Raw genomic sequence first — 23,035 nt, 5'->3', positions numbered from 1 at the left:
AAATATGGCTGATTTGTTCGCACAAAAACCGGTTGCGCCACTGGCAGAAGCGCTTCGCCCCCAAACCCTGGATGAGGTCATTGGGCAGACCCATCTGCTGGGCGAAGGCAAGCCTTTGCGGCTGGCTTTCCGCTCTGGAAAACCGCACTCCATGATTTTTTGGGGGCCGCCGGGTGTGGGTAAAACGACACTGGCAAGATTGACGGCGAGCGCTTTCAAATGTCAGTTCATCGCACTGTCTGCCGTGTTCTCTGGTGTCAAAGACATCCGGGCGGCCATGGAAGAGGCCGAACAGAATCTGGCCATGGGCAAGCACACGATCTTGTTCGTCGATGAAATTCACCGCTTCAACAAATCCCAGCAAGATGCGCTTCTTCCCTATGCAGAGAGTGGCTTGGTCACTTTCATCGGGGCAACGACGGAGAACCCCTCGTTTGAAGTGAACTCCGCCCTTTTGTCCCGGGCCCAGGTCTATGTGCTGAAGTCGCTGACAGAGGAGGAGTTGCAGCAGCTTCTGGCGCGCGCCAAGGAAAAGGCGCTGGGCGAGCTGGTTTTTGATGACTTGGCGGCAGACACCCTCATCGGCTATGCCGATGGTGATGCCAGAAGGCTCTTGAACCTGCTGGAGCAGTGCACAACTGCCGCTGGCGCAGCGGGGGTTGCAAAGATCGATGCTGAGTTTATTGAGAACGCTTTGACATTGAATGCAAGGCGTTTTGATAAGGGCGGTGACAACTTTTATGACCAGATTTCGGCCTTGCACAAATCCGTGCGCGGCTCCCATCCCGACGCCGCTTTGTATTGGCTGACAAGAATGCTCGATGGCGGGGCTGACCCTCGCTATCTCGCAAGAAGAATCATCCGCATGGCCTGGGAAGATATCGGGCTTGCCGACCCCAGAGCCATGCAGATCGCCAACGATGCCGCCTTGACCTATGAACGACTGGGAAGCCCCGAAGGGGAGTTGGCGTTGGGGCAGGTGGTGATTTATCTGGCGATTGCCGCCAAGAGCAATGCGGGCTATCGGGCTTACAACCAGGCGCGAGCGTTTGTGAAGCAGGACAAGAGTCGAGAGGTTCCTGTTCATCTGCGCAATGCACCGACCAAGCTGATGCAGGAATTGGGCTATGGGCATGAGTACAGGTATGCCCATGATGAACCCAATGCCTATGCCGCCGGCGAGACTTACCTGCCCGATGGGATGGAAGAACCCGCTTGGTATCAACCGGTCGCCAGAGGCTTGGAAAGCAAAATTGCTGAAAAACTCGCTCTTCTGCGACAGTGGGACGCAGAGGCGAAAGGGTGAAAAAACCTCAGATTTCCGATTTTTTGTTATCCGGCAGGCGCGAGGGGTACGGGCGGACAATGATCGCAGGGATGGATTTCCACCGTCAGATGCACCAGTGCGCCTTCGCTCGCCAAATAGTCACGGATGTTGAGCGGGGTGAGGGCGGGGTTGTGGCTGAGTAGAGAGAGCGCGCCGGCGTAGCGGGCGTTACCGACCGGCCAGAGGTGCAGATCGGTGATTTGCAGGGTGGGGTCGAAAGCCTGTATGCGTTGGCGAATTGCTGCCTCGAGCGGCGGATCGGTTTCTCGCCCGAGCAAGATGTGGGCGCTGTCGCGCAGCAGGTTTTTTGCCCACAGGGCGACGAGAAGCGCACCGACGAGGGCGCAGGCGGGATCGAGCCAGGACCAGCCTTGCCACCAGCCTCCGGCGAGAGCAGCAATGGCCAGCACCGAGGTGAGGGCGTCGGTGAGGACGTGGATATAGGCGGCTTTCAGGTTGAGGTCATCGCCGTGGGTGTGGGCGTGGCTGTGGGGGTGGGCATGGGGGTGATCGTGCGAATGCCCGGAACACAGCGGCTGTTTGGCGCGCAGCAAGATCAGGGCGCAGAGGGCATTGACGATGAGGCCCAAAATGGCAATGGCGATCGCCTCAGCATAGGCGATGGGCGAGGGATTGAGCAGGCGTTCGGCCGCACCCCAGACCATCAGTGCCGCCACGAGCAAAAGAAAAAGCGCGCTGGTATAGGCCGCCAGCACTTCGATTTTCCAAGGTCCGAAGACAAAACTGGGATCGTCGGCATAACGCCGGGCCGCGGCGTAGGCAAAGGCGGCCAGGCCAATGGCCAGCGCGTGCGAGCTCATGTGCCAGCCGTCGGCCAACAGTGCCATCGAGTTGAACCACCAGCCGGCGCTGATTTCGATCAGCATCATGGCGAGCGTAATCCACAGCACCCAGCGTGTGCTCTTTTCGGCGCGCGGGCTGGTGCCGCCAAAATCGTGCGTTTGCGCCCAGCGCGAGAGGTCGTGCGGGGCCGGTGTCGCCGGTTTATTGCTGGCCATAGGTGGTGAATTTTTTCAACACGGCGGCCATTTCATCGCGATTGAGCAGCGCCGGTTGGCCGAGCTGGCAGGCGCGCCAGTATTGTTCGCAGAGTTCTTCCAGTTCGCCGGCGAGCGCCAAAGCCTGTGTCAGATCGCGCCCGGCGACGAGCAGGCCGTGGTTGGCGAGCAGGCAGGCGTGGCGATCGACCATGGCGTCGAGGGCGGCAGCGGAGAGTTCGGCCGTACCGAAGAGCTCGTAACGGCTGCAGCGTACGCTGTCGCCGCCAAAGCGGGCGATCATGTAATGGAAAGGCGGAATGTCGCGGCGCAAGCAGGCGAGGCTCACGGCAAAGGGCGAATGGGCGTGCACTACGGCCCCTATTTCCGGGCGGGCCGCGTAGAGGTCGCGGTGCAAGCGCCATTCGGAGGAAGGTTTGCGCCGCCCGCTGGTTTCTCCCGTCAAGCGCATGTGTGCAATGTCTTCCGGTGCGAGCGTGGCGTAGGGCATGCCGGTGGGGGTGATGTAGAAGCCTGCCTGCTCGCCCTCGCCCCAGCGCCGGCTGATATTGCCGGCCGTGCCCCGGTTCAATCCGCTGTGTTGCATGGCCTGGGCGGCGGCAATGAGTTCGGTGCGCGCTTCAGTCATGGTTTGCTTCCGGGTAGAGCGCGGCCAGCCCGGCGCGGTTGGCCGGGCAGCTGCCGCGTTCGGTGATGAGGGCTTTGATCAGCCATCCTGGGGTGACATCAAAGGCCGGGTTGTAGACATCTTCGCTCGCCGGTAATTGGCGCAAATGAGCAAGCTGGGCAGTGGCATCCCGCCCGCTGATGAGGCGAAGTTCGTCGCCGTGGCGTGTTTCAATCGGAATATCTGCCCCTTCCGGGCAGGCAAAATCGATCGTCGAGCGCGGCGCGGCGACATAAAAAGGAATACCGTTATCGGCGCAGGCCAAAGCTTTCAGGTAGGTGCCGATTTTATTGGCGACATCGCCATTGGCCGCGATGCGATCGGCGCCGACGATGACGGCATCGACCTGAGCTTGGCGCAGCAACAGCCCCGCCGCGTTGTCGGCGATCAAGGTGTAAGGCACGCCGTGTTGTTCCAGCTCCCAGGCGGTGAGCAAACCCTGGTTGCGCGGGCGCGTCTCCGACACCCAGACGTGCACCGGAATCCCCGCATCGTGCGCCGCATAAATCGGTGCGAGTGCGGTGCCGTGATCGACAGTGGCCAGCCAGCCAGCGTTGCAATGGGTCATGATGTTGAGGGTGCGGTGGTCAGCAATCAGCAAATCTTTCCACAGCGCCAGACCGTGCTGGCCGATGGCCGCGTTTTGCGCCACATCTTCCTCGGCAATCGCACTGGCTTCAAGCCAGGCCGCGGCGGGGCGTTCGGCCACGGGCAGGGGCAATAGATGCGCCAGCATGCGGCTCAGCGCCCAGTGCAGATTGACAGCGGTAGGACGGGTGGCAGCGAGCTGCGCGGCAGCGGCGTGTAAATGCGCCGTATCGGCTTTGTCGCGCAGCGCAAGAGCCAAACCATAAGCGGCGGTAGCGCCGATCAAGGGCGCGCCGCGTACCTGCATGACGCGAATGGCGTGGGCGGCGGCGTCTAAGTCGTTGATTTCCAACCAGCGCAGCACATGCGGCAGTTGGGTTTGGTCGATGATTTCTATCGTTGCACGCGCAGGAAATGCGCGCAAAGGGCGGGTCGGGATGCCGTTGACGTTCATGGTGTCGCTTTCTCCAGTACCCGAGCATTTTGCCCTAAGCAAGCGCTGAGAACGCTTTTTGCGAGATTGTTGGTGGTGGGAAAGGGGGGTGTTGCTTCGTTTTGAGTGGTGGTCAGGTGCCGGTTTTTCATGATTTTTGCTTATTTTTCGCTTAAATCGCTGACCCCGTCCCAATCGGCTGCTGGTGGTTTGTCTCGGTAGTGATGCAGGCGCTGCGAGAAAATCTGCGCCAGTCCTGGCGGGATCCGCCCTTCGAGCGAATTCAGCAAGACGAGGGCAGCATCCCATGCTTGCTGGCGATACAGCGTGAGCATGCGATGCCAGCTTGCCAGCGTTTCTCGTGTTGCGTCGTCAGCTTCTGCGCTTAGGATGATGGGTTCGTAGATGCGTAGCGCTTCTTGTCGCCCTTTGACGCGAACGCTGTCGATTTCACGCAAAAGATAGGCATCCTTCAAGAGCGGGCAGCAGGCTTCTCCGAGTACGATATTTACGCCGTATTGCTTGCATACGCCCTCCAAGCGAGAGGCGAGATTGACTGCGTCGCCCATGACGGTATAGGACTGGCGTAGAGGGGAGCCCATGTCGCCGACGGTCATCCAGCCGCTGTTGATGCCAATGCCGATACGTAAGGCTGGCCAGCCGCGCTGTTGCAGTTCACGATTGAGCTGATCGAGGCGGGTTTGCATGTTCAGTGCCGCCTGTACGGCGTGGTGGGCGTGCATTTCGTCAGCCATGGGCGCGCCCCAGAAGGCCATGACGGCATCGCCGATGTATTTGTCCAAGGTGCCACGGGTGCTGGCGATGACCTGGGTCATCGCGCCCAGATAAAAATTCATCAGCGCCGTCAATTCTTCCGGAGGCAGGGTTTCCGAAATTGCCGTGAACCCGCGAATGTCGGAAAACAGCACGCTTAATTCAGCTTTGCGCCCGACCATGCTGTAGTTTTCCGGATCCTGGCTCATTTGCTCAACCAATTCCGGTGGAACGTATTGGCCAAAGAGTCGTGTCAGTTGCCGTTTGTTATGTGACTCGAAAAAATACCCCCAAGACATATCCGCAATGTAAAGCAATAAGACAAACAACATGCTGCCGGCGATCGGCATGACGAGTTGGCCGTATAACCAAAATGTCAGATTGATACCCAGCAAGCTCGCCAGGAGAGTGAGCGTAAATAGTGTCGCGCGCCAGGCCGACAGGCGGGGAACCAGAATGATCATGCATGCGCCAAGCAGACAGAGCGTGAGCACATCAACACCGGTTGCGTATTCCGGCTTGTGCAGCAGGCGCTGATCAAGCATGCCGGCAATTAGGTTGGCATGCGCTTCAACCCCTGGGTAAGTGACGCCAAACGGCGTGGCGCGTAAATCGACCAGACCGGGAGCGGAGGTGCCGAGCAGCACGATGCGATCGGTGAGCGCTCCCTTGGGTAGACGGCCATGCAAAACGTCGCTTGCGGAAACATAAGGAAAACTGCCCTGCGGGCCGCGATAGGGGATGAGCGCGGCGACATTGGCGTCAACCGGCAGGCGCAGGGTGATTTTTTCGCCGGGCAGATCGAGCCATTCCATACCGGCATAGGCGTCGCTGTCGGCAGTAAAACCCGGGAAAACAGGGGGGAAATCGAGCAAGGCGCGGACAACGGCGAGCGCCAGTGATTCGTAATACTCTCCTTGGTATTCAGCGAGCAAGGGTACGCGGCGGAAGATCCCATCGAAATCAACCAGCGGATTGAAGTAGCCGGCTGCGTGCGCGACCCTTTGCAACTGCGGCAGATTGCCGCCGTAACTGCGCCATTGGCTGATGGCCACCGGGTGCCCGGCCAAGCTTCCGGCAGGTAGCACGGCTTCGGGCAAAGCGCCAGAAGAAAATTCGGCATGCCCCAGATAATATCCGAGGACCACTGGCCGCTTGGCAATGGCTTGCGCGAAGCGTGCGTCGTAATCGAGCGTGGGGCGCAACCGTGCCATTTCGTCTTGAAAACGTGGAATATCGCGCAAATTGTTTTGCGCCAGATTTTCTAAGGTATCGATGCCGGAGCTGCGATCTGCCTCGGCAAAAACCACGTCAAACGCCAGCAAACGGGCATGATGCTGACTGAATACCTGTTCCACCAACTGTGCCAAACGATCTCTTGACCACGGCCAGCGCCCTTCTTCCGCCAGTGATTTTTCGTCGATATCGATAATGACGATACGTTCGTCTACCCCTCCCGGGGCGGTGAGGCGTAGACGAACGTCATAAATAATGGCGTCCAACCGGCTGATTAAATCGATGCGCAGCCAATGACCGGCATGTGCCAAAAAAAGCGCCAACAAAAGCAGCCCGATAAGGTGGCGGGAGATTTGTTGGCGTATGCGCATGGGCTTGCGCGCGCCGCTCAGGCTTTGGGATAGGGATGATGTTTACGATTCATATTCCCCCGACAGGTGGGTAGTTTGGACCGCTTGGAGGCGTGTATGGGTTACCCGGCTGGACAGGAGGATCGGTAGCAAGAGGGGTATGGGGCACGGTTGTCAGTGCTCCGCTGGGTGTCCTGTTTTCTGAACTTGAAAACACGGTGCCGGTGGTTTCTTCCCGTGGTGTGGCCGGGGGGAGTTGCGGCTGGAAGGCGGTGCGCTGGGGTTCTTTGTTGGCGCTGATGCGCCCTGTTTCACCGCTGGAAAGGAGGAGGCAGCCGGTGTTGTTGCAGACTTCCACCACACCAGCGCTGGTGTGCACGATCAAGGTTTCTCGGGTGTCATCGAGCTGCGCCGTGTATTCCGTACCACGGATGCCGATGGTGGCAACGACAGCGTTCATTTTGTAATTGCTGCGATTTTGCCGGCCTACGGCACCGGTCAGGGTACGCAGGCCACCCTGCAGTAAGCTGAAATTGCCTTTTTCGCTGCCGTCGCTCTTGCCGTTGTAGTGGTATTCATCGACCCGAAAACTGCTATCAGCCTGTAAGGAGACAAGGGCTCCATCGGTGAATTTCATTTGGGCAAGGGCTGCTTTGCCTGTGTTGATGGTGTCGCCGGCGGAAAAATGGTCGCCTTTGTTTAAGGCACGAACATTGCCTTGGGTGTCGGTTGCGCTGACATTGCCGCGTGCAAAATGTATGTAACCGGCATTGGCAAACGCCAGTGTGCTGAATAAGGCGCTGAAAAGGAGGGAGAGCAGGCGCATGAGCAAAGAGGTGGGCATGGTCGTGTTCCTTTTAGAAATCGCGGCGCAGTGTCAGGCTTAGATTGCTGCGGTCATAGGTGTTGAGCGCGATGTTGGAGTTGTTTTTAACATAGGCGGCGCGTGGCGAGAGCGACCAAACGCGGGAGAGCCGCCAATTAAGGCCGATGCTGGCATCAAATTGATGGTCGCGGCGCGACTTGAGAAAAATAGCTTCTTCGCCGCCGTAACGACGTGTTTCATATGCAATGCTGGCAAAGAGCACAAGGGCTTGGTCAGAAGCGGTTTGCGCTCCCAGGCGCATGCCGTAGCCGGTGTGGCCCAATTGGCGTTGCCGCGCAGCTTTTTCTTTTTCTTGGATGCCATATAGGCTGGCGTAGAAAGTTTTCCCGCCTTGCAGAGCATGTGCAAAGCCTGCGCCGTAAACCCAGCGATCGGCATCGCGTATTGATTGTTTGGCGTAATCCAGCGCCGCATATTGCACGAAGCTCGTCAATTGATTGCGCGCGTCGTAGTCGTGTTGCCATTGGGCGGTGAGCCCGCTGGCGCGGCGGTAGCGATCGTCGTCCAGGAAAAACTGGTTGTATTGTGCAGTCAGTGACCAAGTATTGCGCTCGGCGCGCCAGGCGAGGCCGGTATGGGCATCGACACTGGCGGTATCGTAAGCACCGTGGTGCCGATTGGTTTTTTCCCAGCCGCTCAAACCGGCCGTCAGAGACAGGCGGGAGTTGACCGGGTGGCGCACATTGACCCCACCTGCGGCGCTGGCAAAAAAAGCACTGTTGGCACGGCTGTCGCGGTTGATCAGAACGGGCTGGCCGCCAAAGGCAGGAATGGCGATGCTGCTCTGGCGCGGGCCGGCATTGAGATTGTTGTCATAACCGATGCTGCCTTCGAGATAGCCGCGCACCGTGGTGCGGCTGGTGTTGTCGGCTCGATCGACGGCATCCAGATAGCGCTCGATGGTGCGCGTCGTTTCTTCGGGCAGTGATGGATTGCGCGCTGCATGCAGTTCCTGGCGGGCCTTACTGGTTTCGCCTAAGGCGAGGTAGGCGCGGGCCATTTCGATGCGTGCTCGGTGGTTATCGGGTTCGATACTGAGCACCCGTTCCAGAGCGAAAACGCTGCGCGTGTATTGGCCGCTGTCGTTGGCGGCAATGGCAAACAAAATGTCGTATTGCGCGTCGCCGGCATGATCGTTTTCCATGCTTTCGAGCAATGTAAAAGCGGTTTTTCCTTGGCCTGCGGCGAGTAAATCGCGTGCATTCTGAAGCCTGTCGTCTGCGTTGGCAGAGGCGCTGATGGCGAGACCTAAAATAAGCGCGAAGCGTCGTAGAGTGGGCGGGGTGGTGAGAGGCATGGAGAAACCTAAAAAATCAAGAGACGATGCGGGGTGATGAAACATGAAGATTTTCCTAGGCTTGGTCTGCCGTGGCTTGCGCGGATTTTGGCAGAGGTTTGGCAGAGGATTTAGGCATGACTTCGTGTTTTTGAGGTGTTTGCAATACCTGTAAACGATTACGCAATGGTTTATTTTGCCAGCAAAAGGCTATTTATTGCGGGTTTTTCGCCGTAGATCGATGGGGTTTCTGTGTGCTTTGGGCGAGTTGGGGGGTAGCTCACGGCAAGGGTGTGCGGCAAGGCAAATTCAGTGGGGGGTAAAGAGGCTGTTCCACAGTAGGCTGATCGCTGCGCTGGCGGTTTTGACCTGGCTGCGTTCGACTGGGGCTTTGGGGGTTTCGGAGAGGCGGATCAGGTGTTGTTGGCGGCGTAGCTCGCGGTAGGCGTCGGCGGCGGCTTGAGCGGTGGCGTTGGGGATTAGGCCGAGTTCGGCGGCGATGCCGAGAAGGGCGATGTTGCCGAGGTTGGCGGTCAGGCGAGGATGCCGATGGGCGTGACCGAGAATCAGATATTGCACGATGAATTCGGCATCAATCAGGCCGCCGCGGTCGTGTTTCAGGTCGAAAAATTGCGGATCGTTGCGGGTGTGGGCAGCGTGCATTTTTTCGCGCATGGCGAGGATGTCTTCTTTTAATTGGGTGCGATCGCGCGCCTGGCAGAGGATGTCGCAGCGCAGTTTTTCGAAGCGCTCGCCGAGCGCGCGGTCCCCGGCACAGGCGCGGGCGCGGGTCAGCGCCTGGTGTTCCCAGGTCCAGGCGTGTTTGAGCTGGTAGTCACGAAAAGCGTCCAGGCTGACGGCCAGTAGCCCGGCATCGCCGTTGGGGCGCAGGCGTAAATCGGTTTCGAATAGGGTGCCGGCCCCGGTCTGGCCGGAGAGCCAGGTGTTCATGCGCTGCACCAGGCGGGCGTAATTGTCGGCGGCGTCCGGGTCGGCGTCGTCATAGAGATAGACGAGATCGAGATCGGAGGCATAGCCCAATTCTTTGCCGCCGAGCTTGCCATAGCCGATGACGGCGATTTTGGGCGCGGCGCAGTGGCGCTGGCGAATCTTGCCCCAGGCCAGCGGCAAGGTTTCCTGGATGACCGTATCGGCCAGTTCGCTGAGGTGGTCGGAGAGTTTTTCGATGCTGTGCTGGCCGGCCAAATCTTGGGCGAGCAGGCGAAACAGCTGGGCGTGGTGCATTTCGCGCAGAATGTCCATTTCGCGTTCGGTATCGTCGGCGTGGTCGGCGAGGGTTTTTTGCAGCTGTGCGCGAAACGCCGGCCAGTCGGTGGCGGCTTCGTAGAGGCGTGGATTGAGCAGTTCGTCGAGCAACAGGGGGTAGCGCATGAGGTAGTCGCTCGCCCATTGCGATGCGCCGAGCAGGTCGGTGAGGCGGCGCAGCGCCAGCGGGTATTGCTGCAAGAGGGCGAGATAGGTGCCGCGCCGGGCGATGTGTTCGATGAAAAGCAGCGCCCGGTGCAAGGTGGTGTCCGGGTCGGTCGTGCTGCCGGCGGCTTCGATCAGGCGCGGGCCGATGGTGTCAAAGCGTTGCTGGTTGCTGGCCGGAAGCTGCTGGTAGCGGCCGGATTGACGCAATTCGGCCAGGCGCTGCACGACCTTTGCCGGCGTGCGAAAATGTTGGGCGTTGAGTAATGCATGGGCGCTTTCGGTGTCGATCTGCCCGAGCCAGAGGCCGGTGAATGGGTGCTCGCCTTCTTCCGGGTCGGCAAAAACATGTTCGAAATGCTGGCTGACGCGGGCGCGGTGGGCGGTGAGCACGGGGGAAAACTGCGCCCAATCGGCAAAATCCATGCTTTGTGCGATCAGTTCGCGGGCCTTGTCGGCGGTGGGCAGGAGGTGGGTTTGTGCATCGTCGACGTATTGCAGACGGTGTTCCAGGCGGCGCAAAAAAATGTAGGCAGCCTGGAGTTCGCTTTGGGCTTCGGGCGTGATGATCTGGCGCTCGGCAAGCAGGGCCAGCACCTGCAAGGTGGGGCGAATTTGCAAAGCGGGGTCGCGTCCGCCGCGTATGAGCTGGAAGACCTGGGCGATGAATTCGATTTCACGGATGCCGCCCGGGCCGAGTTTGATGTGGTCGATGTGATCCTTGCGCGCGACTTCGCGGCGAATCTGCGCGTGCAAATCGCGCATGGCGTTGATGGTGCCAAAATCCAGATATTTGCGAAAAACAAAGGGATGGGCGGTGCGTTCGAGGGCGCGTGTCCATTCGTTTTGGGTGTTGTCGCCCGCATTCATCACCCGCGACTTGATCCAGGCGTAACGCTCCCAGGCGCGGCCCTGGGTGACGAAATAATTTTCCAGAGCATCGAGCGAGCAGACGAGCGGGCCGGAATCGCCATTGGGACGCAAGCGCATATCGACGCGAAAAACCTGGCCGTCGGCGGTGATGTCGCCCAGGGTTTGGATGAGTTTCTTGCCCAGGCGGGTGAAAAAATCGAAGTTTTCGATTTTTTTCGGGCCGGCGGTGTCGCCGTCTTCCGGGTAGATGAAAATGTAATCGACATCGGAAGAAACGTTCAATTCCCGCCCGCCGAGTTTGCCCATGCCAACGACGAGCAGGCGCAGCGCCTGTCCTGTTTCGCTCAAGGGTTCGCCATAAAGCGCAACCAGTTGCCGGTGATGGTGGGCCAGTGCGGTGTTGGTCGTGAAATCGGCCAGCCAGCTCATGCTGTGCATGACTTCGTCGAGGCTGGCCAGGCCGCCCAGGTCGCGCAGGATGAGTTGCGCCATGACGCGCTGGCGCAGGTGGCGCAGCGCAGTGCGCAGGTGGTCGTCGCTGTGCTCGCCCGGGGTGTTTTCAGCGTAGAAAGGGGCTTCGAGGCTGGCGTAGTCGAGTGGTTTTTCCCACTGCGCCGTGAGCGCCTCGACCAAGGCGGGGCGGGCGACCAGGAGTTGCTTGAGGTAGCGGCTGTGGGTGAGGGCGTTGTGCCAGCGGGGATCGAAGGAAGATGTCATGGCGGGGGGCGAGGTTCGGGCAAACCTGAAAAGGGTAGAATGCCGGGTTATTTTGTGGCGGGAAAGCTGCCAAAGAAATCATCTGGCGGCAAGTCGGCGCTTTTTTTGCGCGAGCTTGCGCTGTGACGGCCCCGATTTTGCTGTGGAGAATCGCATTTTAGTGAGCAAATTCCTGTTCTGGCAAAACTGGACAAGAAGCTTTGCATGAGCGCTACCGCATGAGCGCCCTGCCGCCAAGCTTGCCCAGCCCGCAGCGCCGCCAGTTACGGCAGGCGCTCAATTACCGTGTCCAGAATTGGCGTCGGCTCTTGGCGCGTTCCTGGCTGGGGGTGTCGCTGGGTTTGAGCTTGCGCCTCTTGGGCTGGCTGGCGCTGGTGCTCTGGCTGGTGTTCGTGGCGGTTTTTTTGGGTTTGCGTTTTTATGTTTTGCCGGCGATTGATGATTACCGCCCGGCATTGGAAAAAACGCTCGCCCAGGCGCTCGGGCAAGAGGTGCGCATCGGGCGCATCAGCGCGCATTGGCGTCATCTCAATCCAGAGTTGGTGCTGGAAGATTTGAGTCTCTTGGCGGCAGATGGCAGCCCGGCGCTGACTTTGGCGCAGGTTGATGCGGTTTTTTCCTGGCACAGCCTGTGGCGTTGGCAGCCGCTGCTGGATTTGCTGGTGATCGAGCGCCCGGTCTTGAATGTGCGCCGAACGGCAGAGGGGCAGATCGAAATCGCCGGGATGCGCGGCAGCGCCGAAACGGACGGGAGCGGCATGGATTGGCTGCTCGGGCATCAGCGCATCCGCGTCAATGACGCTACCCTGCTCTGGGACGATGCGCTGCGCGCGGCACCGCCCCTGGTGCTGGAAGACGTGCAGATTCGTCTGGACAAGCACGGCCGGCGGCATCGCTTGGGTGTTTCTGCCTTGCCGCCGCCGGCCTTGGCCGGGCGTCTCGATGTGCGTGGCGAGTTTGCCGGGGCGTTGGAAAAAATTTGGCCGCTGTCGGAAAGTGCGCTCGAGGCAAAGTTTTTTCTTGCGCTGCCCGCCGCCGATCTTGCTGCCTGGCAGCCGTGGATAGATTACCCCTTGCCTTTGACGCAGGGCCAAGGCGGTTTGCGCTTGTGGGCAGATTTGCGGGCAGGAAAACTCGCTGTAACGGCGGATCTTGCGCTCGATGCTCTGCGCGTACAGCTAGCAAAAAACAAGCCGGTACTCGATCTGGCGCTGGCGCGCGGGCGGCTTTCGGCGAGCTACCAGGCGCAGGGCTGGCAACTCGCTGCCCGAGAGTTTGAATTGCGTACGCGTAGTGGCGTGCATTTGCCGCCGACTGAATTTTCTCTTGATTGGCAAACCCGGGCTGGTGCTCAGGAAGGGCGTTTTACGGCACCGCGTCTGGATCTGGAAAAGCTTGCGCAGCTTTCCGATTTTTTGCCGCTCGATGCGCGCACCTGGACGCTTTTGCAGGCCTACGCGCCGCGAGGAGAAATTAACGCGCTGGACAGCCATTGGCGCTGGGAAAACGAGGCGCTGACACGTTACGCCGTGAAGGCGCGTTTCAGCGGTTTGGGCGTGCGCGCCGAAAGCTATTTTCCCGGTGCGCAGAATTTACGTGGCACGATCGAAGCAAATGAAGGCGGCGGACAACTGCACATCGATGCCAAGGCGGCGGCGCTGTTTTTGCCAGCGGTTTTTCCCGAAGCGGAAATCCGTTTTGATCGTTTGCAGGCCGATACACGCTGGAGCCTGAAGGAGGGTGCCGTGGCGGTGGACATCGAGCGTGTCCAGTTTGACAGCCCGGATGCCCACGGCTCGGCGCAGGGGCGCTATCGCTATGACGGCGCCGGGCCGGGAGAGATCGATTTGACCGCCAAAATTGACCGCGCCGACGGGCGCGCCGTATGGCGCTACATGCCGCATGCGGTCAATGCCGAGGCCCGCCAGTGGTTGCGTGATGGCATTACCGGCGGCACGGCGAGCGATGCCAAGCTCGTGCTGCGCGGCAATTTGCGCGATTTTCCTTTTCGCGACCCCAAGCTCGGGCAATTTCTGGTGACCGCCAAAGCGCACGCCGCGCGCATTGATTATGCCGAGGGTTGGCCGGTGATCGAAGCAATCGATGCCGACATGGCCTTTGATTACGGCATGCGCATCAAGGCGCAGCGCGGGCGCATTCTGGGGGCAACACTGGGGGCGACCGAGGTGAGCATGCCGGATTTTGACGTGCTCGATGAAATGCTCATCATCAGAGGCAAGGCGCTGGGGCCGACCGGGGAGTTTTTGAAGTTCATCGAACAAAGCCCGGTGGCGGCGAGTATCGACCATTTCACCGCCGGCATGCAGGCCGAAGGCGCGGGCGAGCTCGATCTGGCCATCGATCTGCCTTTGCGTCGCATTGCTGACACACGCCTGCGCGGGCGCTATCAGTTTTTTGATAATCGCTTGCGCGTGGTCGATGGTCTGCCGCCGATTACCCAGGTGCGCGGCGTGCTCGATATCAGCGAAAAAGCGGTGACGGCCAAGGAAATCAGCGGTCAGGCCTTCAACGGCCCGGTGCGCGTCGCCGTCAGCAGCGAAGCCGATAAAGCCGGCGGCAAGGTTGTCATCAAGGCCTCCGGCAAGGCGGATCTGGCGGTTGTCGGCGAGCATTTTGCCTGGCCTTTGCTCGATCAAGTGAGTGGCACAGCGCAGTGGAAAAGTGACATTATCATTCAACGGCGCAAAGCCTATGTTCTGGTCAGCTCCGATCTGGCAGGTGCCGTGTCGCCCCTGCCCGAACCCTTGCACAAGGCCGCCGGCACGCCTTGGCCCTTGCGTATCGAGCGCAGTGAACCGGTGGCCGGACAGGAAAACTATCGCATTACGCTGGGCCAGAGCCTCAGTGGATTCCTGCAACGGCGCGAGGGGCGCTGGGCGGGGGGCGTCATTGCCGTGGGGGCTCCCGCCGCTGCGCCCACGCCGAATGCTTTGCCGGCGAATGGCCTGGCGGTGCGCATCGCGCTGCCAAAAATCGACGGTGATGCTTGGCGCGCCGCGCTGCTGCCGACCAAAAACACCGCTGCCACGGCAGCGGCGCTGCCGGCGTCTTCTGCGGCGGCACAGGAGGAATTGCCGCTGGCGCAGATCGAGCTCAAAACCGCACAGCTCAAACTTTTCGATAACCTCTATAACGCCCTCGATGTGGCCCTGACGGCGCAACCCGAGGGTTGGAAAATCAAGCTGCGCGCCGCCGAGGCCGAAGGTGACCTGCTCTGGCGCAGCGCTGGCGACGGTTGGTTGGCGGGGCGCTTGCGCCATCTGCGCCTGCACCATGAGCGGATGGCGGCACAAGGCAGCGCACCCGCCCAAGGGGAAAGCACGTCGCTGCCCGGCATGCAGCTGACGGTGGATGCTTTGTCGCTCGATGACAAGGCTTTGGGAACGCTGCACTTGAAGGCGCGCAATTCAGGTCAGGCCTGGTTGCTGGAATCTTTGCGCCTGAGTAATCCTGACGGCGAATTGAGTGCCAATGGGCGCTGGACGCGCGGCGCGCAGCAAGGTACCGATCTGGACTTCACCTTGAATGCCAAGGACATCGGCAGGTTGCTTGCCCGCCTGGGCTACGAGGATGCAGTGCGCCAGGGGACGGCGAATTTGTCCGGCAAGCTGCACTGGCGCGGCGCGCTGACGGATATCGACTATGCCAGTTTGAGCGGTGATTTGGAGGTCGATGCCCGCGATGGTCAGTTCAATCAGCTCAAACCCGGGGCAGGCCGCCTGCTCGGTCTGATTTCCCTGCAATCTCTGCCGCGCCGTTTGACGCTCGATTTTCGTGATTTATTCAGCGAAGGCTTTGCCTTTGACCGCATCAGCGGCAAATTGATCATCGAAAGCGGCGAGATGAAAACCTTGGGCGGCCTGCAGATCAACGGCCCGGCGGCGCAGGTGAGCATTGACGGCAGTACCCATTTGCAGCGTGAAACGCAGGATTTGAGCGTGCAGATACGCCCGGAAGTGAGCATGCTGGCGATTGGCGCAACCGCCTTGATCAATCCCGTCGCTGGGGCGGCGGCGCTGGTTGCCAATACGGTGCTGAAAAATCCGCTGAACAAGGCGCTGGCGTATAACTATCGGATTACCGGCAACTGGTCCGAACCCAAGGTCGAGAAAAAAGGTTTGGCTGCCATCACGCCGCTCGACGGACAGGAGAAAACCCCATGAATGGCGCGCTGCTTGCCGCAGAAAATACCCTTGCCGTTAAGACGCCTGCCAACTGTCTGATGGCCGCCGTGCAGATGATTTCTGGCCCCGATGTGGCAGAAAATCTGCGCACGGCGGCGTATTGGGTCGCGGCGGCGGCGGCGCAAGGCGCGCAGCTCGTCACCTTGCCGGAGTATTTTCCCATCATCGGCGCGGCCGATAGCGCACGCCTGGCCGCGCGCGAAACCTATGGCAGTGGCCCGATCCAGGATTGGTTGGCGGCAACGGCGCAAGCCCATGGTCTCTGGCTGGTGGCGGGTTCGCTGCCGCTCTTTGGCGATGCACCGGAGAAAATGCGTAACAGTTGTTTGCTGTTCGATCCAGACGGCGCGTGCGTGGCGCGTTACGACAAAATCCATTTGTTTGCCTTTCGCCAAGGCATGGAAGCCTATGATGAAGCGGCGGTCATCGAGGCCGGTACGCAAGCGGTGGCGGTGACGACGCCCTTTGGCCGGCTGGCCTTGTCGATCTGCTACGATCTGCGCTTTCCGGAGCTTTATCGAGGCCTGGGGGAGATCGATCTGATTGTGATGCCGGCGGCGTTTACCGAAATCACCGGGCGGGCGCATTGGGAAATTCTGCTGCGCGCCCGCGCCATTGAAAACCAGTGTTATCTGCTGGCGTCCGGGCAAGGCGGGCGGCACGCCAATGGCCGCCTGACGCACGGTAACAGTATGATCATCGACCCTTGGGGCGAGGTGCTCGACCGTAAATTAAAAGGCCCGGGCGTGGTGCTGGCGGAACTCGACCACGCCCGACTGAACCATGTGCGCGGCAAACTGCCGGCGCTTGCGCATCGTAAATTGTGAGAACCATGACGAAACAAAACCTCTTACAGCAGGCCGAAGCCGTTTTGCTTGCCCCCTTCGGTCTGAGCGAAAACGACCTGAGCCGGACCTTTGGCAATATCCTCAGCCACCAGGTGGATTATGCCGACCTGTATTTTCAGTATTCCCGTTCGGAAGCCTGGAGTTTGGATGAAGGCATCGTCAAATCAGGGAGTTTCAATATCGACCAAGGCGTCGGCGTGCGCGCCCTGGCGGGGGAGAAGACTGCGTTTGCCTACTCAGACGATATCAGCGCGCTGGCTTTGAGCGATGCGGCCGGTGCCGTGCGCGCCATTGCCCGTGCCGGGCAGACGGGCAAAGTGCCGGTGTTGCGCGCCTCTGCCCAGCCGTCGGGTTTGTATCTGCCGCAAGACCCGCTGGCATCTTTGTCGGCACCCGCCAAGGTGGCGCTTCTGGAGCGTCTGGAATCCTTTGCCCGCGCGGCGGATGCGCGCGTGGTGCAGGTCAATGCCGGGCTTGCCGGTGAATATGAAGTGATCTTGGTGGCCGGCTCCGACGGTCGGCTGGCGGCGGATATCCGGCCCTTGGTGCGCTGCTCGATTTCGGTCATCGTTGAAGAAAACGGCCAGCGCGAGCAAGGCAGCGCGGGCGGCGGCGGGCGGTTTGATTTTTCCTGGTTTACGGATGAGGTATTGCAGCGCTACGCCGCAGAAGCCGTGCATCAGGCCGTGGTCAACCTCAAGGCCGAAGCGGCCCCCGCCGGACCCATGACGGTGGTGCTCGGGGCCGGCTGGCCGGGGATCTTGCTGCACGAGGCCGTCGGTCATGGTTTGGAAGGTGACTTCAACCGCAAAGGCAGTTCCGCTTTCAGCGGGCGCGTTGGCGAGCGGGTGGCCGCTCCCGGGGTGACGGTGATCGACGATGGCACGCTGCAAGAGCGACGTGGCTCGCTGACGATAGACGATGAAGGCAACCCCACCCAGCGCACGGTGTTGATCGAGGACGGCATTCTTAAGGGTTATTTGCAAGACAGCCTGAATGCGCGCCTGATGGGCGTGGCCCCGACCGGCAACGGCCGGCGCGAATCCTTTGCCCACCTGCCTTTGCCGCGCATGACCAATACCATGATGCTGGCCGGTACGCATGATGCGCAGGAAATCATCGCTTCGGTGAAAAAGGGCATTTATGCGGCAAATTTTGGTGGCGGCCAGGTCGATATCACCAGCGGCAAATTCGTTTTTTCCATGAGCGAAGCCTATCTTATCGAAAACGGCAAAATTACCCGCCCGATCAAGGGCGCGACCCTCATCGGCAACGGCCCGGATGCGCTGACCCGCGTGCGCATGATCGGCAACGATTTGCAGCTCGATCCCGGCGTCGGCACCTGCGGCAAGGAAGGGCAGAGCGTGCCGGTTGGTGTCGGCCAGCCGACATTGCGAATCGATGGACTCACCGTAGGCGGAACGGCATAATTCCAGCCTGTCATTATTTGGAGCACAATCATGCGTTTTTTTTCGTTGCTGACGGCCTTCGTTTTGGGTCTTTCCGGTGCTGCGTCGGCCCTCGCGCAAAGCCCTGCGCATGAACGCATGAAAACCCTGCAGGCCGATCCGGCGGCGCAGCAAGCCGCCATTGCTGCCGGCAAAAAAGCCAGTTTCTTTTGTGCCAACTGCCACGGCGACAACGGCATTGCCAAAACTACCGATGTGCCGAATCTGGCGGGACAACACCCTTCGTATCTGCTGGAGCAAATTCGTAAATTTGGCTCGGGCGAGCGTAAAGATCAGTTCATGCAAGGTTTGATCAAGGTTTTGAACGACGAAGAGCGCGCCCAGATCACCTTGTATTACGCCAGTATCGTCGTGCCGCCGGCCAAGGCCGACCCGGAACACACCAAGCAGGGCAAGGTTTTGTATGAAAAACTGTGCGCCCGTTGCCACGGGCCAGGGGCGCGCGGCACCGAAATTTATCCGCGTCTGGCGGGGCAGCAACAACCCTATTTGCAAAAATCCATCACCCATTACCGTGACGGCACCGGCGTGCGCAATAACCCCTTGATGGCCGTGTCTACGGCCGGTCTGAAAAACCCGGACATCCTCGCACTGTCGCACTTCCTCGCCCAATTACCCTGAATTGCCGTCTTCTTCCGGTAGAATCGGGCGTTTCGACGATTTTGCTGGAAGAAGAACCATGAGCTCGCACCCCACAGACAAACCGGCAACCGATGACCTGCGCATCAAAGGCATCAAGGAATTGGTGCCGCCGGCCCTGATCAACAAGGAATACCCCGTTTCCACTCGCGCCGCCGTGACGACCGCGCAGGCGCGCCAGGCCATTCACCGTATTTTGCACGGTGCCGATGATCGCCTGTTGGTGGTGGTTGGCCCTTGTTCCATCCATAACTATGATTTGGCGATGGATTACGCGGCGCGCTTGGCTAAGGAAGCTGAAAAATATCAGGATGATCTGGTGGTCGTGATGCGGGTGTATTTCGAAAAACCGCGCACCACGGTCGGTTGGAAAGGCTTGATCAACGATCCACGACTGGATAACACTTTCCGGATCAACGAAGGTCTGCGTCTGGCGCGACGTATTCTTTTGGAAATCAACGAGATGGGGGTGCCGTGTGCCACCGAGTTTCTCGATACCATTACGCCGCAATACACCGCCGATCTCATCGCCTGGGGGGCAATCGGCGCACGCACGACGGAATCGCAAGTGCACCGCGAGCTGGCTTCCGGCCTGTCTTGCCCGGTCGGTTTCAAGAACGGCACCGATGGTAATATGCGCATCGCCGTGGACGCGATACGCTCGGCGAATTCGCCGCACCATTTCCTCTCGGTGACCAAAACTGGGCATACGGCGATTGTGTCGACCCAAGGAAATGAAGATTGCCATGTCATTTTGCGCGGCGGCAAGGAGCCCAATTACGATGCGGCGAGCGTTGAAGCAGCCAGCCAGGAAATCGCCAAGGCCGGTCTGGCAGCGCGTTTGATGGTCGATTTTTCGCATGGCAACAGTCGCAAACAATATGCTTTGCAGGTCGAAGTGTGCGACAACGTGGCCGCCCAGTTGGCGGCTGGCGAAGAGCGCATCATGGGGGTGATGGTCGAATCGCATCTGTGCGAAGGCCGCCAGGATTTGTCGCCGGGCCAGGAATTGACCTATGGGCAAAGCATTACCGATGCCTGTATCGGCTGGGAAGACAGCCTCTCGGTGCTGGATCGTTTGGCCGCGGCCGTGCGGGCACGGCGTTTGGTGGTGGATGCGGCGGACTGAGGCGCGCGCTCGGGTTTTTTAGTTTTCGAGAAAATCGCCGACCGCCTGGCTTTGTGCCAGGGTGTCGGCGTAGCCTAGATCGATCAGGTGGCGGGTAAAGTTTTTTTCAAAGAGCAGGTAACTCGTCAATGCTCCGCCTTGCGGGTTCATCGCACCTAGCCCCCCTAGCAGCTTGCGGATGGTCCACGGCAGGCTGGCGGCATGTTCGGCGGCGATGCGATCGATGCTTTGCGAGGGGGCAATGACCAGGGTTTCAATCGGGCGCAGGTTGACGCCGCGCGCTGCGCGCAGTTCTTCCGGTAGCGCCGCCAAGGTGCGGTTGACGCGCTGGATGCGCTCGATATCCATCGACAATCCATCGAGAAAAATGCTCGATAGCGTGTGGCCGGCGATTTGCGCCAGGCTGGGGTAATCCCCCTCGCCATATTCGCCGCGCCGGCGCTGTTCGCTGGCCCGCGTGGCACCGATCACCAGCAAGCGATCTGCCCCCAGATGAATGGCCGGGGCGAGTGGAGCGATCTGGCGCATCGAGCCGTCGCCAAAATACTCGCGGTGAATGCGCACCGCCGGAAAAATAAAGGGAATGGCGCTCGACCCTAGCAAGTGTTCGATTCCCAGCGTGGTGCGCAATCCCAGGCGCTGGCTGCGCTGCCAGGGTTTGACCGAGGGCGGAGCTTGGAAAAAGTTGATGCTTTCGCCCGAATCGTAGCCCGATGCGGTGACATTGATGGCCTGCAGCGCACCCGAATCGATGGCGCGCGTGATGCCGGAAAAATCGATGTGGCGCTTGAGCAAGGTGGCCAGCGGCGTGTTGTCCAGAAGCGAGCGGGGGGCGCGTCCGGTCAGCCAGCCGGTGGTCAGCGCGGATAACCAGCGCGCTCCGGCCGCCGCCACACCAGCGCTGTCGACACGGTAGATGTCGGCGGTGCGCATGTGACGCCAGAAGGTGTTGAGGGTGCCGACGGCCTGACGAAAGTTTTCAGCTTGACAGGCCAGACCGGCGGCATTGATGGCCCCGGCCGAGGTGCCGCAAATGATGGGAAAAGGGTTGCGCTTCGATTTACCGGTGATGCGGTTGATCGCCAGCAATACGCCGATTTGGTAAGCCGCCCGCGCGCCGCCGCCCGTCAGCACCAGGGCGCGGGCGCAGCAGGGGCGGCTGGCGGGCATTAGTCGCCGGTGGGGCGTGTCGCATCCGCCCAGCAGTTGGGGGTTTCGTAAAGCCGCACTCGGGTGAGTTGCAACTGGTTGCCATAACGATCTTGATAGACCGGATCGAGCAGGGAAAAAGCACGTTGGGCAAGGTTTTCGGCCGTCGGAATACAATCCAGGAGCACGGTTTTGTGGCCGGGCAGGGTGGCGAGAAAGTCGACCACGGCGCGGTCGCCGGCATAAACCAGAAAGGCGTGGTCCCACAGATCGACGACATGCGCCTTGGCCAGCGCTTTGACCTCGGAAAAATCCATCACCATGCCGTTTGCCGGGTCACCGGCGCGTTCGATGACGCGTCCAGTCAGGCTGATTTCAATGGCATAACGGTGGCCGTGCAGATGGCGGCATTGGCTCTGGTGGTCGGGAATGCGATGGCCGGCATCGAATTCCAGGCGGCGGGTGATCAACATGGACGGAAACATTCGCGGGAACGGCCGGTGATTATACAATGGCCCCATGTTACGCATTGACGACCACAACCGCTTCGCCGCTGGCTTCACCTATGTCTACCCGGTGCTCTCGCGCCGGGCCGGCGGAGTTTCGGTGGGTATCAATCTCAACCCCAATAATGCCTGCAACTGGGCCTGTTTGTACTGTCAGGTGGACAACTTGCAGCGCGGTGGGCCGCCGCCGATCGATCTGGCGCAACTCATCAAGGAATTGGCCAGCCTGCTCGATGCTTTGCTGGCGGGTGCCTTTGTTGTCGCAGGCGGGCAAGCGGCGGCGCTCGCCGATATTGCCTTTTCGGGTAACGGCGAATCAACCGCCGCGGCCGAGTTTGCCCCGGCGGTGCAGGCTGTGTGCGCGCTGATGCAAGAGCGCAAGCTCGAGGTGCCTTTGCGTTTGATCACCAACGGCAGTTTTCTGCATCGGCCCGGCGTACAAGAAGGCTTGCGGCACATCGCGGCGCAGGGCGGTGAAGTGTGGTTCAAGTTTGATCGCGGCAGCAGCGATGAAATCGCTACGGTCAATGCCATAGCCTGGCCGCTGGAACGCGCTGTGGCGCATCTGGCGCAGTGCGCGGCCTTGGCCCCGACCTGGGTGCAGACCTGCTGGTTTTGTCTGGATGGCGCGCCGCCTTCCGCAGAAAGCCTGGCGGCCTATTGTGCCGCTTTGCAACCCTTGGCGGCAAAGTTGCAAGGTGTGCATCTCTATGGATTGGCCCGCCCCTCGCAGCAGGCCGCTGCGCCGCGTCTGAGCGCTTTGAGCGCTGAGGCGCTGGAAGCGGTTGCGGCGGTCATCCGCAAAGAAACGGGGCTCAAGGTGATTGTTTCACCCTGAGCCCCGTTCGGGGTTTGTGCGGCAATTTTTCAGGCGACTTTCTTGCTGCGGCTGCGCGCGGCTTTTTTCAGCGTTTTGAACAGCTCCGGCTCTTCGTTGCGCAGATAGTCGGCAACTTCCCAGTCTTCCTGTTTGATGTTTTTGACGTCGATCTGCTCGACATGCACCAGGCGCAGCAGTTCGCGCACCGGGCGCGGCATGTTGCGTCCGCTTTCGTAACGCGAGCCGCCGCTTTGCGTAACGCCCAGCGCCGACCAGAACTGTTGCTGGTTCAAGCCCAGTTTGCGACGGATTTCGCGGGGATCGATGCGTTCGATAACTTTCGTGTTTGCCATGGTTTCTCTCCTAAGAAGGAAGGTAGATATAAATAATTGTGTTTTTGGGCTATGACTAAGGTCATACGACGGATTGTAGAGGTGCTTATGACGAAAGACAAGTGGGTATGACGATTTTTGTATGGCAAATATGTAACATGCTGTGTAACTAAACGTAACGTCATAGGACAGAAAAATCAGTACGGCAAAAAGCAAGGTGCGCATCGCTGTGCTATCATCCGCGGCGTTTTTGATCCGCCGAAACAGCGCCTGGAAGCGTGGCAGAGTGGTCGATTGCACCGGTCTTGAAAACCGGCAACGGGCAACCGTTCGTGAGTTCGAATCTCACCGCTTCCGCCAG

Annotated in this window: 17 protein-coding genes and 1 tRNA gene; 8 read left to right on the top strand and 10 right to left on the bottom strand. The window is 60.1% G+C overall.

All coding sequences use genetic code 11. From position 1 onward, the window contains the following. The first annotated feature begins 4 nt into the window (after positions 1-4). Positions 5-1,306 carry a replication-associated recombination protein A gene (locus ACM62Q_RS08320; protein ID WP_415035463.1) on the top strand — a complete coding sequence of 434 codons (1,302 nt, stop codon included), beginning with the start codon at positions 5-7 and terminating at the stop codon, positions 1,304-1,306. Positions 1,307-1,332: 26 nt separating this feature from the next. Here ACM62Q_RS08320 and dmeF read toward each other — a convergent pair whose 3' ends face one another. The 7 genes from dmeF to glnE all read right to left on the bottom strand — a co-directional run bounded on the left by dmeF (position 1,333) and on the right by glnE (position 11,577). Beyond that, positions 1,333-2,346 (bottom strand): CDF family Co(II)/Ni(II) efflux transporter DmeF, encoded by a 1,014-nt coding sequence (gene dmeF, locus ACM62Q_RS08315; protein WP_415035461.1) that lies wholly within the window; start codon positions 2,344-2,346, stop codon positions 1,333-1,335. Then, positions 2,333-2,974 (bottom strand): class II aldolase/adducin family protein, encoded by a 642-nt coding sequence (locus tag ACM62Q_RS08310; RefSeq protein WP_415035459.1) that lies wholly within the window; start codon positions 2,972-2,974, stop codon positions 2,333-2,335. The genes dmeF and ACM62Q_RS08310 overlap by 14 nt, the downstream gene beginning before the upstream one ends. Continuing rightward, a complete protein-coding gene (mtnA, locus tag ACM62Q_RS08305; protein ID WP_415035457.1) occupies positions 2,967-4,055 on the bottom strand; it encodes an S-methyl-5-thioribose-1-phosphate isomerase in 1,089 nt (362 codons plus the stop codon). The genes ACM62Q_RS08310 and mtnA overlap by 8 nt, the downstream gene beginning before the upstream one ends. 140 nt (positions 4,056-4,195) lie before the next feature. Further along, on the bottom strand, positions 4,196-6,415 hold the full coding sequence (locus tag ACM62Q_RS08300; RefSeq protein ID WP_415035455.1) for a CHASE2 domain-containing protein: 2,220 nt from the start codon (positions 6,413-6,415) through the stop codon (positions 4,196-4,198). 49 nt (positions 6,416-6,464) lie between these two features. Next, positions 6,465-7,238 carry a FecR domain-containing protein gene (locus ACM62Q_RS08295; RefSeq protein ID WP_415035453.1) on the bottom strand — a complete coding sequence of 258 codons (774 nt, stop codon included), beginning with the start codon at positions 7,236-7,238 and terminating at the stop codon, positions 6,465-6,467. Positions 7,239-7,251: 13 nt separating this feature from the next. Further along, complete coding sequence (locus ACM62Q_RS08290; RefSeq protein WP_415035451.1) at positions 7,252-8,424, bottom strand: porin family protein; 1,173 nt, start codon at positions 8,422-8,424, stop codon at positions 7,252-7,254. Positions 8,425-8,865: 441 nt separating this feature from the next. Further along, positions 8,866-11,577: a bifunctional [glutamate--ammonia ligase]-adenylyl-L-tyrosine phosphorylase/[glutamate--ammonia-ligase] adenylyltransferase gene (gene glnE, locus ACM62Q_RS08285; RefSeq protein ID WP_415035449.1), complete on the bottom strand. Its 2,712-nt coding sequence runs from the start codon at positions 11,575-11,577 to the stop codon at positions 8,866-8,868. A gap of 218 nt (positions 11,578-11,795) precedes the next feature. On the opposite strand from glnE, the gene ACM62Q_RS08280 reads away from it, so the two are divergent. Genes ACM62Q_RS08280 through aroG form a run of 5 tightly spaced genes read left to right on the top strand, consistent with a single transcriptional unit; the run spans position 11,796 to position 19,867 of the window. Then, the gene (locus tag ACM62Q_RS08280) at positions 11,796-15,761 is read left to right on the top strand and encodes a YhdP family protein (protein ID WP_415035447.1); all 3,966 of its coding nucleotides are present in this window, start codon (positions 11,796-11,798) and stop codon (positions 15,759-15,761) included. Between the two features lie 59 nt (positions 15,762-15,820). Continuing rightward, a complete protein-coding gene (locus tag ACM62Q_RS08275; RefSeq protein WP_415035493.1) occupies positions 15,821-16,609 on the top strand; it encodes a carbon-nitrogen hydrolase family protein in 789 nt (262 codons plus the stop codon). Between the two features lie 5 nt (positions 16,610-16,614). Next, positions 16,615-18,060 carry a metalloprotease TldD gene (gene tldD / locus ACM62Q_RS08270; protein WP_415035445.1) on the top strand — a complete coding sequence of 482 codons (1,446 nt, stop codon included), beginning with the start codon at positions 16,615-16,617 and terminating at the stop codon, positions 18,058-18,060. 30 nt (positions 18,061-18,090) lie between these two features. After that, a complete protein-coding gene (locus tag ACM62Q_RS08265; protein WP_415035443.1) occupies positions 18,091-18,720 on the top strand; it encodes a c-type cytochrome in 630 nt (209 codons plus the stop codon). A gap of 58 nt (positions 18,721-18,778) precedes the next feature. Next, positions 18,779-19,867: a 3-deoxy-7-phosphoheptulonate synthase AroG gene (aroG, locus tag ACM62Q_RS08260; protein ID WP_415035441.1), complete on the top strand. Its 1,089-nt coding sequence runs from the start codon at positions 18,779-18,781 to the stop codon at positions 19,865-19,867. A gap of 18 nt (positions 19,868-19,885) precedes the next feature. Here the strand turns inward: aroG and ACM62Q_RS08255 are convergent, their stop codons facing one another. Next, positions 19,886-21,037, bottom strand: coding sequence for a patatin-like phospholipase family protein (locus ACM62Q_RS08255; RefSeq protein ID WP_415035439.1), 1,152 nt, complete (start codon positions 21,035-21,037; stop codon positions 19,886-19,888). Continuing rightward, positions 21,037-21,489, bottom strand: a complete 453-nt coding sequence (gene queD, locus ACM62Q_RS08250; protein ID WP_415035437.1) for a 6-carboxytetrahydropterin synthase QueD — start codon at positions 21,487-21,489, stop codon at positions 21,037-21,039. Before queD ends, ACM62Q_RS08255 begins: the two co-directional genes overlap by 1 nt. Positions 21,490-21,535: 46 nt before the next feature. Here queD and ACM62Q_RS08245 point away from each other — a divergent pair, with 46 nt between their 5' ends. Further along, positions 21,536-22,360, top strand: a complete 825-nt coding sequence (locus tag ACM62Q_RS08245; RefSeq protein WP_415035435.1) for a radical SAM protein — start codon at positions 21,536-21,538, stop codon at positions 22,358-22,360. Positions 22,361-22,389: 29 nt separating this feature from the next. Here ACM62Q_RS08245 and ACM62Q_RS08240 read toward each other — a convergent pair whose 3' ends face one another. Then, positions 22,390-22,695, bottom strand: a complete 306-nt coding sequence (locus ACM62Q_RS08240; protein ID WP_415035433.1) for a helix-turn-helix domain-containing protein — start codon at positions 22,693-22,695, stop codon at positions 22,390-22,392. Positions 22,696-22,946: 251 nt separating this feature from the next. Here ACM62Q_RS08240 and ACM62Q_RS08235 point away from each other — a divergent pair. Further along, a tRNA-Ser gene (locus tag ACM62Q_RS08235) sits at positions 22,947-23,034 on the top strand. The last annotated feature ends 1 nt before the right edge of the window (position 23,035 follow it).

Source organism: Azonexus sp., from assembly GCF_047638095.1.
GTDB lineage: Bacteria > Pseudomonadota > Gammaproteobacteria > Burkholderiales > Rhodocyclaceae > Azonexus.
Note: the sequence above shows the minus strand (reverse complement) of the source record. Positions and strands in the feature narration are given on the sequence as shown.

What these genes read in the sequence shown, in the direction of transcription:
- tldD (WP_415035445.1), top strand. Translation starts at nt 16,615, where the DNA reads ATGACGAAACAAAACCTCTTACAGCAGGCCGAAGCCGTTTTGCTTGCC.
- aroG (WP_415035441.1), top strand. Translation starts at nt 18,779, where the DNA reads ATGAGCTCGCACCCCACAGACAAACCGGCAACCGATGACCTGCGCATC.
- ACM62Q_RS08245 (WP_415035435.1), top strand. Translation starts at nt 21,536, where the DNA reads ATGTTACGCATTGACGACCACAACCGCTTCGCCGCTGGCTTCACCTAT.
- ACM62Q_RS08275 (WP_415035493.1), top strand. Translation starts at nt 15,821, where the DNA reads ATGGCCGCCGTGCAGATGATTTCTGGCCCCGATGTGGCAGAAAATCTG.
- ACM62Q_RS08255 (WP_415035439.1), bottom strand. Translation starts at nt 21,037, where the DNA reads ATGCCCGCCAGCCGCCCCTGCTGCGCCCGCGCCCTGGTGCTGACGGGC.
- ACM62Q_RS08290 (WP_415035451.1), bottom strand. Translation starts at nt 8,424, where the DNA reads ATGGAAAACGATCATGCCGGCGACGCGCAATACGACATTTTGTTTGCC.
- mtnA (WP_415035457.1), bottom strand. Translation starts at nt 4,055, where the DNA reads ATGAACGTCAACGGCATCCCGACCCGCCCTTTGCGCGCATTTCCTGCG.
- queD (WP_415035437.1), bottom strand. Translation starts at nt 21,489, where the DNA reads ATGTTGATCACCCGCCGCCTGGAATTCGATGCCGGCCATCGCATTCCC.
- ACM62Q_RS08320 (WP_415035463.1), top strand. Translation starts at nt 5, where the DNA reads ATGGCTGATTTGTTCGCACAAAAACCGGTTGCGCCACTGGCAGAAGCG.
- dmeF (WP_415035461.1), bottom strand. Translation starts at nt 2,346, where the DNA reads ATGGCCAGCAATAAACCGGCGACACCGGCCCCGCACGACCTCTCGCGC.
- ACM62Q_RS08310 (WP_415035459.1), bottom strand. Translation starts at nt 2,974, where the DNA reads ATGACTGAAGCGCGCACCGAACTCATTGCCGCCGCCCAGGCCATGCAA.
- ACM62Q_RS08265 (WP_415035443.1), top strand. Translation starts at nt 18,091, where the DNA reads ATGCGTTTTTTTTCGTTGCTGACGGCCTTCGTTTTGGGTCTTTCCGGT.
- ACM62Q_RS08240 (WP_415035433.1), bottom strand. Translation starts at nt 22,695, where the DNA reads ATGGCAAACACGAAAGTTATCGAACGCATCGATCCCCGCGAAATCCGT.
- glnE (WP_415035449.1), bottom strand. Translation starts at nt 11,577, where the DNA reads ATGACATCTTCCTTCGATCCCCGCTGGCACAACGCCCTCACCCACAGC.
- ACM62Q_RS08280 (WP_415035447.1), top strand. Translation starts at nt 11,796, where the DNA reads ATGAGCGCCCTGCCGCCAAGCTTGCCCAGCCCGCAGCGCCGCCAGTTA.
- ACM62Q_RS08300 (WP_415035455.1), bottom strand. Translation starts at nt 6,415, where the DNA reads ATGCGCATACGCCAACAAATCTCCCGCCACCTTATCGGGCTGCTTTTG.
- ACM62Q_RS08295 (WP_415035453.1), bottom strand. Translation starts at nt 7,238, where the DNA reads ATGCCCACCTCTTTGCTCATGCGCCTGCTCTCCCTCCTTTTCAGCGCC.